This is a genomic window from Limnohabitans sp. (assembly GCF_038134685.1).
In the GTDB taxonomy this organism is placed as follows: domain Bacteria; phylum Pseudomonadota; class Gammaproteobacteria; order Burkholderiales; family Burkholderiaceae_C; genus Limnohabitans_A.
On record NZ_JAYPVP010000037.1, the window covers coordinates 1 to 13,683 of the forward strand.

The 13,683-nt window shown below is 61.7% G+C and carries 15 protein-coding genes and 1 pseudogene; 8 read left to right on the forward strand and 8 right to left on the reverse strand.

Annotated features, from left to right (window positions below; all coding sequences use genetic code 11):
* The 6 genes and pseudogenes from AAFM15_RS11200 to AAFM15_RS11225 all read right to left on the reverse strand — a co-directional run.
* A pseudogene (locus AAFM15_RS11200) lies at window positions 1–188 on the reverse strand (sulfate ABC transporter substrate-binding protein); the annotation flags it as partial.
* Complete coding sequence (locus AAFM15_RS11205; protein ID WP_341686796.1) at window positions 185–763, reverse strand: alpha/beta hydrolase; 579 nt, start codon at window positions 761–763, stop codon at window positions 185–187. The pseudogene AAFM15_RS11200 and the gene AAFM15_RS11205, both read right to left, overlap by 4 nt.
* Window positions 764–880: 117 nt before the next feature.
* Window positions 881–1,474, reverse strand: coding sequence for a malonic semialdehyde reductase (locus AAFM15_RS11210; RefSeq protein ID WP_341686797.1), 594 nt, complete (start codon window positions 1,472–1,474; stop codon window positions 881–883).
* Between the two features lie 99 nt (window positions 1,475–1,573).
* Window positions 1,574–2,590 carry a sulfate ABC transporter substrate-binding protein gene (locus AAFM15_RS11215; RefSeq protein ID WP_341686798.1) on the reverse strand — a complete coding sequence of 339 codons (1,017 nt, stop codon included), beginning with the start codon at window positions 2,588–2,590 and terminating at the stop codon, window positions 1,574–1,576.
* Window positions 2,591–2,717: 127 nt separating this feature from the next.
* Window positions 2,718–3,059: a thioredoxin family protein gene (locus tag AAFM15_RS11220; RefSeq protein WP_341686799.1), complete on the reverse strand. Its 342-nt coding sequence runs from the start codon at window positions 3,057–3,059 to the stop codon at window positions 2,718–2,720.
* On the reverse strand, window positions 3,052–3,828 hold the full coding sequence (locus AAFM15_RS11225) for a ferredoxin--NADP reductase (RefSeq protein WP_341686800.1): 777 nt from the start codon (window positions 3,826–3,828) through the stop codon (window positions 3,052–3,054). Before AAFM15_RS11225 ends, AAFM15_RS11220 begins: the two co-directional genes overlap by 8 nt.
* A 210-nt stretch (window positions 3,829–4,038) precedes the next feature.
* On the opposite strand from AAFM15_RS11225, the gene AAFM15_RS11230 reads away from it, so the two are divergent.
* Both AAFM15_RS11230 and mnmC read left to right on the forward strand, forming a co-directional pair.
* Window positions 4,039–4,314: an oxidative damage protection protein gene (locus AAFM15_RS11230; protein WP_341686801.1), complete on the forward strand. Its 276-nt coding sequence runs from the start codon at window positions 4,039–4,041 to the stop codon at window positions 4,312–4,314.
* A gap of 6 nt (window positions 4,315–4,320) precedes the next feature.
* Entirely contained in the window at window positions 4,321–6,333 is a 2,013-nt protein-coding gene (gene mnmC, locus AAFM15_RS11235) for an FAD-dependent 5-carboxymethylaminomethyl-2-thiouridine(34) oxidoreductase MnmC (protein ID WP_371833107.1), read from the forward strand.
* On the opposite strand, the gene AAFM15_RS11240 is transcribed toward mnmC, so the two are convergent.
* Complete coding sequence (locus AAFM15_RS11240; RefSeq protein ID WP_341686803.1) at window positions 6,237–6,584, reverse strand: VanZ family protein; 348 nt, start codon at window positions 6,582–6,584, stop codon at window positions 6,237–6,239. The genes mnmC and AAFM15_RS11240 overlap by 97 nt on opposite strands.
* The gene (locus AAFM15_RS11245; RefSeq protein WP_341686804.1) at window positions 6,581–7,777 is read right to left on the reverse strand and encodes an ABC transporter substrate-binding protein; all 1,197 of its coding nucleotides are present in this window, start codon (window positions 7,775–7,777) and stop codon (window positions 6,581–6,583) included. Before AAFM15_RS11245 ends, AAFM15_RS11240 begins: the two co-directional genes overlap by 4 nt.
* Window positions 7,778–7,949: 172 nt before the next feature.
* On the opposite strand from AAFM15_RS11245, the gene AAFM15_RS11250 reads away from it, so the two are divergent.
* The 6 genes from AAFM15_RS11250 to AAFM15_RS11275 all read left to right on the forward strand — a co-directional run.
* Window positions 7,950–8,741: a sulfite exporter TauE/SafE family protein gene (locus AAFM15_RS11250; RefSeq protein WP_341686805.1), complete on the forward strand. Its 792-nt coding sequence runs from the start codon at window positions 7,950–7,952 to the stop codon at window positions 8,739–8,741.
* A gap of 17 nt (window positions 8,742–8,758) precedes the next feature.
* Window positions 8,759–10,570, forward strand: coding sequence for a nitrite/sulfite reductase (locus AAFM15_RS11255; RefSeq protein WP_341686806.1), 1,812 nt, complete (start codon window positions 8,759–8,761; stop codon window positions 10,568–10,570).
* A gap of 18 nt (window positions 10,571–10,588) precedes the next feature.
* Entirely contained in the window at window positions 10,589–10,966 is a 378-nt protein-coding gene (locus AAFM15_RS11260) for a DUF934 domain-containing protein (protein ID WP_341686807.1), read from the forward strand.
* On the forward strand, window positions 10,966–11,721 hold the full coding sequence (locus AAFM15_RS11265; protein ID WP_341686808.1) for a phosphoadenylyl-sulfate reductase: 756 nt from the start codon (window positions 10,966–10,968) through the stop codon (window positions 11,719–11,721). The genes AAFM15_RS11260 and AAFM15_RS11265 overlap by 1 nt, the downstream gene beginning before the upstream one ends.
* Before the next feature lie 7 nt (window positions 11,722–11,728).
* Window positions 11,729–12,655, forward strand: a complete 927-nt coding sequence (gene cysD / locus AAFM15_RS11270; protein ID WP_341686809.1) for a sulfate adenylyltransferase subunit CysD — start codon at window positions 11,729–11,731, stop codon at window positions 12,653–12,655.
* Between the two features lie 16 nt (window positions 12,656–12,671).
* Window positions 12,672–13,683: GTP-binding protein (locus AAFM15_RS11275; RefSeq protein WP_341686810.1), on the forward strand; the 1,012-nt coding region annotated here is incomplete at its 3' end.

Consider the following 13,683-nt stretch of genomic DNA (forward strand, 5'->3'; position numbering starts at 1 on the left):
CCGTGGGCCTGGTCGATCTTCACATCCTTGCCGGTGGTCTTTTTGTAATGGGCCACAAAGGCGGCGTTGTAGTCCTTGTAGAACTCACGGGCCACGTCGTAGGAGGCGTTGAGCAGGGTCTGGGCCTGAGCGGCCAAACCAGTGAAAGACAAAGCGGCGACCAACGCCAATCGGGTAAAAGTTTTCATGCGGACTCCAGTTCATATTGGGACTGACCACTCCAGGAGTGATCGGCCATCAGGGATTGCAAAAGGGCTAGGCCCAGCGGCCATTCGCCGTGGCCAGACTCGATGTTGATGTGACCAGCGTTTTGCAGGCGCACCACCTCGCTGCCCCAGGAGCGGGCATAAGCCCCTGCCGTGCGCACCGGGCAAAACGGGTCGGTCGTGCTGGCCACCAGTACGCTACGGTAAGGCAGCGGCTGGTAAGGCACGGGAGCAAGGTCGGCCAGCACACCCCGGCGCTCCGGGTCAGCCGGTGCGACCAGCAGTGCACCCTGAACGCGGCGGGCCACGTCAGACGGCAGGTGCGTGGTGGCAATGCAGCCCAGGCTGTGTGCCGCCACGACCACTGGACCCGGTTGAGTCCGGATGGTGCGGGCAATCGCCTGCACCCAGACATTGCGTTTGGGGCGCTGCCAGTCGTCCTCGGGCATCTCCACGCGCACGGCCCCCGGCACGCGCTGCGCCCACAGGCTTTGCCAATGGCCAGGCCCGGAATTGCGCCAGCCGGGCACGATGACGAGGGTGGGTGCTGAAGACATGGCCGCGATTGTGAAAGCCAGCCCTCAAAACACAAACGACTTTATTTTTGTTTGCTAATAACAAAACCGCATAAAGAAGCCCGCCAAAGCGGGCTTTTGCATCAGAAGTAGACTCGATCAGACGATCTGGGCCGCTTCGTCAAAGGCCAGACGCGGCGCACGCGGATAAATGCCTGCCGGATCGGCCACACCGATGTTCAGCAGGAAGTTGGCCTTGTAACGACCATCCGGGAAGAAGGCGTCGTTCACGGCCTGCGGGTCAAACCCCGACATGGCGCCGCTGTCCAGACCCAGCGCGCGGGCGGCCAGGATCAGGTAAGCGCCCTGCAGGCTGCTGTTACGAAAAGCCGTGGGTTCGACAAAGGCCGGGTTGGCGTCGAACACCGCCTTGGCGTCGTAGCCCGGGAACTGCGCGGGCAGGTGCTCGGTGAAACGGGTGTCGTGGGCCACGATGACCGTCACGGCGGCGCTTTGCACCTGGGGCACGTTACCCGGCATCAGCGCGGGCAGCAGCTTAGCCTTGGCTTCCGCGCTCTTGACGAACACATAACGGGCTGGTTGGGCATTGAAGGCTGTGGGGCCCCACTTGAGCAGGTCATACAGCTGACGGATCGTGTCGTCGGACACGGCTTCGGGCTTGAAAGCGTGAACGGTGCGGGCCTGACGGAACAACTGGTCGAGCGCGGCATCGCTCAGGGCGTTGAGGGTCATGAAAACTTCCTTCAGTGAGATCAAAAAAAGCCGCCCGAAGGCGGCACGTATTTACAAAGATAACCGATCAGCAGAGGATGTGCTGGTTTGGGGGCATCGTCACTTTTTCAAATAGATCTGATCGAAGTGCGCGCCATCGGCAAAGTGCTCTTTTTTGGCCTTGGCCCAGCCACCAAAAGCCTGTTCGATGGTGAAAAGGTTGATCTTGGGGAACTGCTTGGCGTATTTGGCCTGGGCTTTGGGCGAGATGGGTCGGTAGAAGTTCTTGCCTGCAATGTCCTGGCCTTCGTCGCTGTAGAGGTACTCCAGATAAGCCTGCGCCACGGCGCGGGTGCCCTTCTTGTCGACGTTCTTGTCCACGATGGTCACGGCAGGCTCGGCCAGGATGGACAAGCTGGGCACCACCACATCGAACTTGGCACCGAATTCCTTGTCGAGCAGGTAGGCTTCGTTTTCCCAGCTGATGAAGACATCACCCTGCGCGCGCTGGGCAAAGGTAATGGACGAGCCGCGGGCTCCGGTGTCGAGCACAGGCACGTTCTCGTAGAGTTTTTTCACAAATTCCTTGGCCTTGTCGTCACCGCCGTATTTGCGTTTGGCGAATTCCCAGGCCGCGAGGTAATTCCATTGCGCCCCTCCCGATGTCTTGGGATTGGGGGTGATGACCTTGATGCCAGGCTTGACCAGATCATCCCAATCCTTGATGCCCTTGGGATTGCCTTCACGCACCACCAGCACAATGGTGGAGGTGTAGGGTGAGCTGTTGTGGGCCAGACGTTTTTGCCAATCCTTGGGAATCAGGTTGCCGTTGGCGTGCAGGGCATCGGTGTCACCCGCCAAGGCCAGCGTGGCCACGTCGGCGTCCAGGCCGTCGATGATGGCGCGTGTCTGCTTGCCCGAGCCGCCGTGCGACTGCTTGACGGTCACATCCTGACCCGTCTTGGCTTTCCAGTGTTTGGCAAAGGCCTGGTTGAACTCGACGTACAGCTCGCGCGTGGGGTCGTACGAGACGTTGAGCAGGCTGACCTGGGCTTGGGCGGCCAGGGCGCTCAGGCCCAGGGCGGTAGCGGCAATCAGTTGGGAAATGCGAGGCGAAAAGCGGTGGGTGTGGGTCATGAATCTCTCCAAAAAAAGCTTCGTCGTTTTGACGATGAACGAATTTTGGGAGCACCTCTTTAAAACTCAAACTACTGATTTCTAGTTTGCTAATGAGGGAAACATCTATGAGCCAATTTTGGGCGCGTTAAAGATCAGCCAGTTTGCTGGCAACCTCTGCCAAATCATCCGTGGCAGGCAGGTCATAGCGGTTCCCGTCCTGCAAGGCTTGCAACAAGCGTCTGGCGACATCAGGCTGCGGCGTGACAGTGCCCAGAAAACGCGGCTGTCCGTTGCATGTGATCAATAAGGTCGGGAAATTCTCGATATCGAGGTCGCCCAACGCGTCGGCGTGGGTTTCTACATCCACCCAAACCCACGGCTGGGCTTCGGTATGCTGGGACTCGACAAAGGGCCGGTAATCCCGGCACACACCGCACCACTGAGCGCACAGCACATGCACGCGCCAGTGGGTTTGGGCGTCAGGCATCGGCAAAGGCGCGTTCAATCACAAAGGCGCCAGGACGGGTTGTGTTGCCCTCTTCCAGACCGCGCTCTTCGCAAATGCGCTTGAGGTCGCGCAGCATGCCGGGGCTGCCGCAAATCATCACGCGGTCTTCAGCCGGGTTGAGCGCGGGCACGCCCAGGTCGGCAAAGAGCTTGCCGTTTTCAATCAGGTCGGTCACCCGTCCCTGGTTTTTGTAGGGCTCGCGCGTCACCGTGGGGTAGTACTTGAGCTGAGCGGCGATCATCTCGCCCAGGAATTCGTGCTGGGGCAGCTCTTGGGTGATGTAGTCGTGGTAGGCCAGCTCGTTGACCTGGCGCACACCGTGCACCAGCACCACCTCTTCGAAACGCTCGTAGGTTTCGGGGTCCCGGATGATGCTCATGAACGGCGCCAGCCCGGTACCGGTGGACAGCAGGTAAAGGCGCTTGCCGGGCAACAAGTAGTCGCACAGCAGCGTGCCCGTCGGCTTTTTGCCGACCACGATGGTGTCGCCCACCTGGATGTGCTGAAGCTTGGACGTCAGAGGACCATCGGGCACCTTGATGCTCAAAAACTCCAGGTGCTCTTCGTAGTTGGCGCTGGCAATGGAGTAAGCGCGCAGCAGCGGTTTGCCGCTTTCCTGGCGCAGACCAATCATGGTGAAATGGCCGTTGGAAAAGCGCAGTGCTGTATCACGCGTGGTGGTAAAGCTGAACAGGCGATCGGTCCAGTGGTGAACGCTCAACACGCGTTCTTCAAGAAAAGCACTCATGAATTTTGGATGGCTGCTACAGGCCCGGCTCAGCCCCAGGCCCGAAAGGGGAACAGAAGGTTGCTACAGTTACGGCTAAAACCGCGACAATGGCGTTCGCGCAAACCGCGAGAGAGCGGCATTGTCCTGCACATTCCTTCCAACTGGAAATACAGAAATTCTATATCTGTATAACCAATGCTTCTTAAGATAGATCAAGGCACGACCACCATGGCACGTACTGTTCAATGCATCAAACTCGGCACTGAAGCTGAGGGTCTGGACTTTCCCCCTTATCCCGGCGATCTGGGCAAGCGCATCTGGGAAAACGTGAGTAAGCAAGCCTGGGCCGACTGGCTCAAGCACCAGACCATGCTGGTCAACGAAAACCGCCTGAACCTGGCCGACCTGCGCGCCCGCCAGTACCTGGCCCGCCAGATGGAAAAACACTTTTTTGGCGAAGGTGCCGACGCTGCCCAGGGCTACGTCCCGCCTGCCCAGGCCTGATTGGATTTGCAGCCCGCCGCCCAGCAGCCCGTCCACTGGGACGAGACGGGCACCCCCCGCAGCACCCTGTTTGACGATGTGTACCGCAGCCGTGGCTTTCATGGCGCGGACCGGGGCTTGCTGCAATCGCGGCATGTGTTTTTGCAGGGCTGCGGCCTGTGGTCGGCAGACGGCAAACCCACTCTGTGGCAAGGCCAGCAGCAGTGGCATGTGCTGGAAACCGGCTTTGGGCTGGGTCTGAATTTTCTGGCCACCTGGCACGCCTGGAAACACACCCTTAACCGCCCCCAGCGCCTTTTTTTCACTTCCATCGAAGCCTGGCCCGTGACGGCGCATGACATTGAGCGCAGCACACAAGCCTGGCCCGAACTGCAGCCCCTGGCCACGGAACTGGCCCAGGCCTGGCGCGGCCTGATGCCAGGCATTCACCGCCTGGTGTTTGAAGGCGGCGCCTTGCAACTGACACTGTGCATTGGCCCGGTGGAGAAGATGCTGCGCGAGATCGACGTCAAGGTGGACAGCGTGTATCTGGACGGCTTCAGCCCCGACGTGAACCCCCAGATGTGGGAGCTGCACACCCTCAAGTCAGTGGCACGCTTGTGCCAAAGCGGCTCACGCGTGGCCTCGTGGTGTGTCAAGCGCGGCGTGCGTGAAGACCTGGCGCAATGCGGCTTTGCGGTCGAGCGTGCCGATGGTCTGCCACCCAAAAGCCACCGCCTGCAAGCCACGTTTGCGCCTGCCTGGACGCCGCGCACCAAGCTGCGTTCGCCCCTGCAGCCAGACCACTCACCCAAAACCGCCTTGATTTTGGGCGCAGGCTTGTCGGGCTCGGCCGTGGCCTGCAGCCTGGCCCGGCGCGGCTGGCAAGTTCGGTTGCTGGATTCGGGCGCAGGCCCGGGTGCGGGCGCCTCGGGCTTGCCTGCGGGCCTCACGGCACCACATGTCTCGCCTGACGACAGCTTGCTCTCGCGCATCACCCGCGCAGGTGTGCGCTCCACGCTGCAGCGCTGCAAACAATTGCTGCAAATCGGGGCAGACTGGCAGCCCACAGGCGTGCTGGAACATCGGGTCGAAGGCAAACGCGCCCTGCCCGAAGGGGAGGCCTGGCCAGTTGCCGCGCACGAGTGGAGCACGCCCGCCACACCCGAACGCAACGCACAAGCAGGGCTGCCTGCCCAAGCCCAAGCGCTTTGGCACGACCTGGCCGCCTGGCTGCGCCCGCGTCAGCTGGTGGCGGCGCAGTTGGCCACGCCTGGTGTGCAGGTTCAGTGGAACACGCGCGTGCACACCTTGCGCCGCTGCGAAGGGACTTGGCAAGTGCTCGATGCTGAAGGCCTGGTGCTCGCTGAAGCCGCAGTGCTGATCGTGGCGGGCGGGTTTGATACACGGGCACTGCTTGAAACCATGGTGCATGCGCCGACCATTCAACTGCCGCTGAACCCTTTGCGGGGGCAGATCAGCATGGGCGCACTGAGCACACTGCCTGCAGGCTTGGTGAACTCGCTTCCCCCCACACCGGTCAATGGTCACGGCAGCTTCATCACTGGCGTGCCGCTACCGCCAGAGTTTGGCGGACAAGCGGGTTGGTATCTGGGCTCCACCTTTGAGCGTGCTTGCTCGCAAGCGGTGTTGCGCGAGGAAGACCACGCCGCCAACCACCAGCGCCTGGCCACCTTGCTACCGGCCTTGAGCGAACCCATGCGCAGCGCCTTTGCCCCCGGTCAGGTCATGGCTTGGGCAGGCCTGCGCTGCACCCTGCCCGACCGTGTCCCGGCGGTGGGTGCCGTGGACAGTGAACAGTTTCCAGGCTTGATGGTCTGTGCCGGCATGGGTGCTCGCGGCATCAGCCTGAGCGTGCTCAGCGGTGAATTGATCGCTGCCGAACTGGAAGGCGAACCCCTGCCGCTGGAACTCGCACTGGCTCAACGCTTGATGGCCGGACGCTTCAACGCTGCGAAAACCACAAGCGCAAAGACGACACCCAGAGCGTCTGCCGCCAAGTCAGCCCACTCGCCATAACGCCAGCCTGTCCAGGCCTGGGCCAACTCCAAGGCACCGCCGTACATGAACATGCCCAGCATGATGCGGCGTATGCGGGTCGACCACACCAACAGCGCCCACAAGGTCAAGACCGCAAACGAGACCGTGTGTTGCGCCTTGTCCCACCAATTGAAAACGGGGGACGTCAGGTAGGCGACCGGCAACAGCGCCAGCACCGTGGCAGCCAGCATGACCAACCACCAGGCCAGCGCGCTCCAGCGTTGTATCACTTCATGGCCTCGGCGGGACGCAGCGTTTTCACGTAAGTATCTGTGGGCTGGTAATCCTTGCCATCGGCATAACGCCATTCGACCATCGTGCCCTTGCGACCGCGCACATCGAGCTTGCCCACATAAGCGCCCATGGTGGACTGCTGGTCAATGGCGCGATACTGCGCGGGGCCAAACGGCGTGCTGAACTTGAGGCCACGCATGGCTTTGACAAGCTTTTCACTGTCCACGCTACCGGCCTTGCGGATACCCGCAAAAATGGATTGCATGGTGGCATAACCAACCACCGAACCCACCTTCGGGTTCTCGCCCCAGCGCTTGTAGTAACTGGCCGCAAACGAGGCATGTTCCGGGTTGTCCAGCTGATCCCAAGGGTAGCCGGTGACGATCCAGCCTTTGGGGGTTTCGTCCTTGAGGACATCCAGGTACTCCGGCTCGCCAGAGAGCAGTGACACCACGGGGGTGTTGGGGAACACATGGCGCTGGTTACCCTCGCGCACCAGCTTGGCCAGATCCGCACCAAAGGTCACGTTGAAGATGGCTTCGGGCTTGGCCGCCATGGTGGCGGTGAGCGTACTGCCCGCATCGATCTTGCCTTGTGCGGGCCATTGTTCACTCACGAACTCCACATCCGGGCGCTTGGCCTTGAGCAATTGCTTGAAGCTGGCCACAGCGCTTTGACCGTATTCATAGTTAGGCGCAATGGTGGCCCAGCGCTTGGCGGGCAGTTTGGCTGCTTCTTCCACCAGCATGGCCGCTTGCATGTAAGTGCTGGGGCGCAGGCGGAAGGTGTAGCGGTTGCCCTTGCTCCAGACGATGGCGTCGGTGAGCGGCTCGCTGGCCACAAACAGTTTCTTGTTCTTCTGCGCATGGTCAGCCAACGCCAGGCCAATGTGGGACAAAAAGCCACCGGCCAGCACATCGACTTTCTCGCGCGAGGTCAACTCCACCGCATGGCGCAAAGCCTCGTCGGGTTTGCCAGCGTCGTCACGCGCAATGACCTCGACCTTGCGGCCCAGCAAGCCGCCAGCGGCATTGACTTCTTCCACCGCCAGCTGCCAGCCTTGTTTGTAGGGCTGGGTAAATTGGGGAATGGCGGAGTAGCTGTTGATCTCGCCAATCTTGATGGGGGAGCCCTGCGCGTGCGCAGCCAGCGCGGCCAGGGAAAAACTCAGGGTAGCCAAGTATTTCATAGTGAACAGGATAGAAGTTCAGAAAAAGGGAGCATCAATGTACCAGCCCTGCCCGCATGCAAACTTATAAAGAACATAAAACGCAGCTCATCCATCCCTTATACAAATTCAGAATATAAGAACAACTAAAAAATCGTTTGTTTTGGAATAAAGAGCACCTACAGTCACGGCCATGATTGATTTTGGCTACGTCATTGCAGGTTTTCTGGTGGGCACCATCGTCGGCTTGACCGGCGTCGGTGGAGGCTCGCTCATGACCCCGCTGCTCATCTTCTTTTTCGGGGTCAAGCCTTATCTGGCGGTGGGCACCGATTTGCTGTTTGCTGCTTTCACCAAGATGGGCGGCACGATCGCTTTTGCACGTCAACGCGTGGTGCCTTGGCGCGTGGTGCGCCTGCTGAGCGCGGGCAGCATTCCGGCTTCCTTGAGCACATTGGCGGTGTTGCATCACATTGGCCCGGCCAATGCTGCCCTGCAAAGCGTGATGACCACCACCTTGGGCATTGCCCTTTTGCTGACTGCCAGCGCCATGGCTTACAAAGCCGTACGTGGCAAACAATTGCCCAGGCATCTCTCGACCCACGACGAAGCACTGGCCAGCCAACCACGTCACTGGAGCCTGCCGCTTTTACTGGGTGCCGTGATCGGGGTCTTGGTGACTCTGACATCGGTTGGCGCAGGCGCCATTGGTGTGAGCGTGTTGCTGCTGCTCTACCCATTGCTTCCCTTGCCGCGCATTGTGGCTGCCGACATTGCCTATGCCGTGCCGCTGACATTGGTGGCTGGTCTGGGTCACGCCTCACTGGGCTCTGTGGACTGGCCACTGCTCACCCAATTACTCATGGGCTCATTGCCCGGCATCTGGCTCGGCGCCCGACTGACTCACCACACACCAGAACGCGTGATTCGCACGCTCTTGTCCGGCTTGCTGGCATGGGCTGGCACCAAACTGGTTTTGATCTGATTTTTCTTCCTGTCCGTATGTACCAATACACCGAATTCGACCAAGCCTTTGTCCGCGCCCGCGCTGCGGAATTTCGCGACCAGCTGGGCCGCTGGCAGGCGGGCCAGCTGAGTGAAGACCAGTTCCGTCCCCTGCGCCTGCAAAACGGCTGGTATGTGCAGCGCTACGCACCCATGCTGCGTGTGGCGGTGCCGTACGGCGTGATCTCAGCGCCGCAACTCAAGGTGCTGGCGCGCATTGCACGAGACTACGACACCCCTCAGGCCGCAGTGTTGGCCAACGCCCAAGCCACGCAAGACAAACTTCCCGGCCCGGCGCCCCTGTTGCGCACCAACTACGGCCACTTCACCACACGCCAGAATGTGCAGTTCAACTGGATTCCCCTGTCCAAAAGTGCTGACGTGATGGACCTGCTGGCCAGTGTGAACATGCACGGCATCCAGACCAGCGGCAACTGCATCCGCAACACCACCACCGACGAGCGCGCCGGTATTGCGCCGGACGAGGTGGTGGACCCAAGGCCCTACGCCGAACTGATCCGCCAGTGGAGCACGCTGCACCCCGAGTTTGCGCACCTGCCGCGCAAGTTCAAGATCGCCATCCACGGCGCCGTGGAAGACCGCGCCGCCATTGGCTGGCACGATGTGGGCCTGCAATTGCTAAAGAATGCCGCGGGTGAAGTCGGCTTCAAGGTACTGGTGGGCGGTGGCATGGGCCGCACCCCCATGAATGGCGTGGTGTTTCGCGAGTTCCTGCCCTGGCAAGAGATCATGAACTACCTCGAAGCCGTGGTGCGTGTCTACAACCGCTGGGGCCGTCGCGACAACAAGTACAAGGCCCGCATCAAGATTCTGGTGAAAGCCGAAGGCCAGCGCTATGTGGACGAGGTCGAAGCCGAGTACCGCGAAATCGTCGAGCGCGATGGTGCGCCGCACACCTTGTCACTGGCCGAGTTGCGCCGCATCGAAGCCAGCTTTTCCGCACCTGCACTGGATCTGCCTGCTGCCACCGAAGCGTGGCTGGCGCAGGCCGAAACCGAGTTGGGCATTCAAGCCGCCAAAACCCCGGCTTTTGCACGCTGGCTGGCGCAAAACGTACACGCTCACAAAAACCCGGCGCTGCGTGCGGTGTCGATGTCCTTCAAGCGCCCGGGGTATGCGCCGGGCGACGCCACAGCTGACCAGCTCGATGCCGCTGCCACTTTGGCCGAACAGTTCTCAGCCGGTGAAGCTCGTGTCACCCACACCCAAAACCTGCTGCTGCCGTGGGTGCGCCTGGATCAGCTGCATGCGCTGTGGCTGCAGGCCAAGGCGCTGGGCGTGGCCCAGCCCAACATCGGTTTGCTGACCGACATGATCGCCTGCCCCGGTGGCGACTACTGCGCGCTGGCCAATGCCCGCGCCATTCCGATGGCCAGCGCCATCACCGAGCGCTACCAAGATCTGGACGAGCTGCACGACCTGGGCGCGATCGACCTGCACATCAGTGGCTGCATCAACTCCTGCGGCCACCACCACTCGGGGCACATCGGCATTCTGGGTGTGGATAAAGACGGCAAGGAGTGGTACCAGGTCACGCTGGGCGGCTCGGACGGCAAGGACCTGTCCGGCGCAGCCACCCCCGGCAAGGTGGTCGGTCCGTCGTTCTCGTCGGCCGAAGTGCCTGATGTGATCGAAGCGATTCTGGACACCTACAAACAACTGCGCGTGAGCACGGGCAACGGCCACCAGGAAGCCTTCATCGAAACCCTGCGCCGTGTCGGACACGAGCCGTTCAAGGCCGCTGCCAATGCGGCGCGCCACCCCACAGCAGATGCTGAAACGGTCTGATCGCAGGGAGAAACACACATGAAAATCATCACCGCACAAGAACACCAGGCCGCCAGCAAAGTCAACACGCTGGAGCTTGCCAACGACGTCGATCCGCGCACATTGGATCTGAACGGCATCACCCGCATCGACCTGCAGTTCCCGGCCTTCACCGATGGCCGCGCTTACAGCCAGGCCTTTTTGCTGCGCCGCCGACTGCGCTTTGCTGGCGAGCTGCGCGCCACCGGCGACGTGCTGATCGACCAACTGGTGCAAATGAAGCGCACCGGTTTTGATGTGGCCGTGCTGGCCGAAGGCGTGGATGCCAGCGCCGCCCAGCGCCAGCTGCAACGCTATGCCGGCTTTTACCAAGGCTCGGCCGTGGACACACAACCGCTTTTTGCCAAGGTAGCGTGATGTCTTCGAGCCTGTTTTCTTCGCGCAGCGCCCCTGCCAAGGCGACTGAGCTGCACGCCAAGGCCAGCCCTGACTTTGCCGCCAAGCTGGCCGAGACCGAAGCGCTGCTGACCCGCGCGGCGACCGACTTCCTGCCGCTCACCCAAGCCTCCAGCCTGGGCGCCGAGGACGTGGTCATCACCCACATCATCAACCGCCTGCGCCTGGACATTCCAGTCTTCGTGCTGGAAACCGGCGCGCTGCACACCGAAACCCTGGCGCTACTCGAACGCACCCAGGCGCACTCGCGTGCGCCTGTGAATGTCTACCGCCCCGAGCACGAATCCGTCATCTGGTTCATCCGCAATGAGGGCCAGGATGCGATGTACAAGAGCATTCAGCTGCGCAAGGCCTGCTGCAACATCCGCAAGATGGAACCACTCGCGCGCGCCCTCGCTGGCCAGAAGGCCTGGATCACCGGCCTGCGCCAGGAGCAGTCGGCCGCCCGCGCCGAAGTGCCGCTGCATGACAAAAGCGAAGTCGCCAGCAAAGGCCTGCACAAATTCAACCCCCTGGCCAAATGGACCTGGGGCGATGTGTGGCACTACATCGCCACGCAAGGCGTGGACTACAACCCGCTGCACGACCAGTTTTTCCCGAGCATCGGCTGCGCGCCCTGCACGCGTGCCATCAGCCTGGGCGAAGAGTTTCGCGCTGGCCGCTGGTGGTGGGAAGACGAAGCCGCCAAGGAATGCGGCCTGCATGTGAAGAAGTGAGAAAAGAATGAACGCCATGACCGAACCGTTGCACACCCTCAGCAACAGCCACCTGGATGCGCTGGAGGAAGAAACCATCTTCATCCTGCGCGAAGTCGCCGCCGCTTTCGAGCGCCCTGCCCTGCTGTTTTCGGGCGGCAAAGATTCTTTGGTCATGCTCAAGTGCGCAGAAAAGGCGTTTGGTGCCGGCCGCCTGCCCTACCCGCTCTTGATGATCGACACCGGTCATAACTTCAAGGAAGTGACCGACTTTCGCGACTCGCGCTCCAAGGAGCTGGGCGCAGAACTGATTGTGCGCAGCGTCGAAGACTCGATGAAACGCGGAACCGTGCGCCTGGCGCATCCGGGCGAGAGCCGCAATGTGCACCAGTCGGTCACGCTGCTCGAAGCGATTGAAGAGTTCCGCTTTGACGCGTTGATCGGCGGCGCCCGCCGCGACGAGGAAAAGGCCCGCGCCAAGGAGCGCATCTTTTCGCACCGCGACAGCTTCGGCCAGTGGCAGCCCAAGGCCCAACGCCCCGAGTTGTGGACGCTGTTCAACACCCGCATCCACCCAGGCGAGCACTTTCGCGTCTTCCCGATCTCCAACTGGACCGAGCTGGACGTGTGGCAATACATCGCCCGCGAAAACATCGGCCTGCCTTCGATCTACTACACCCACAAGCGAGAGGTGGTGGACCGCCGCGGCCTGCTGGTGCCGGTGACCGAGCTGACACCCCCCAAGGACGGCGAAGTGGTGGTGGTGCGCGATGTGCGTTTCCGCACAGTGGGCGACATCACCTGCACCTGCCCGGTGGAGAGCGACGCGGCCACGCCCGAGCAGATCGTGATCGAAACGTTGGCGGCAGAAGTCAGCGAGCGCGGCGCCACGCGCATGGACGACAAGACATCCGAGGCGTCGATGGAAAAGCGCAAGAAAGACGGCTACTTCTGATCAGGGAGAACAAGACATGCACAACGAACAACATTTTTCTGCCCTCAAGTTCATCACCTGCGGCTCGGTGGACGATGGCAAGAGCACGCTGATCGGCCGCCTGCTGGTGGACACCAAGGCTGTGCTGCAAGACCACCTGGCCGGTGTGCAGCGCTCGGGCGAAACTGACCTGGCCCTGTTGACCGATGGCCTGTCGGCAGAGCGTGAGCAAGGCATCACGATCGACGTGGCCTACCGCTACTTCAGCACTGAAAGCCGCAAGTTCATCATCGGTGACGCGCCCGGCCACGAGCAGTACACCCGCAACATGGTCACCGCCGCCTCCAGCGCCGACGCTGCCGTGGTGCTGGTGGACGCCATCAAACTCGACTGGTCCAACCCCGCACTCGAATTGCTGCCGCAGACCCGCCGCCACTCGCTGCTGGTGAACCTGCTGCGCGTGCCCTCCATCGTGTTTGCCATCAACAAGCTCGATGCCGTTGAAGACGCCTCGCTGGCCTACACCAACATTGCCGGTGCCCTGGCGAAGTTCGCTGCTGAAGCCGGTATCCGCGTCACCGCCATGGTGCCCGTGTCGGCTCTCAAGGGCTGGAACGTGGTGGACAGCCACGAGGGCTGGTGCGGCTACAACGGCCCCAACCTGCTCGAAATCCTGGAAGACCTGCCCGTCACCCCGGCAGAAGACCAGGTGGCCTTCAGCTTCCCGGTGCAGTGGGTCGAAAAATTCCACGACTCCGGCGTCACCACCCAGGGCCGCCGCGTGTTCTGGGGCCGTGTGGCCACCGGCTCCATTGCCCCCGGCCAGAGCGTCAAGGTCTTCCCCAGCGGCCAAACCGCTGTGGTCTCGCAAGTGCTGTCGGCCACCCGCCAGCTGCAGAACAAGGCCGCAGGCCACAGCGCCGGCATCGTGCTGGACCGCGAGGTGGACGTGTCGCGGGGCGACTGGCTGCTGGCCGAAAAATCAGAGTCATTGGGCGCCCCCGAAGGCCAGCGCCAGCTGACCACCACCGTGGCCTGGATGGACGACG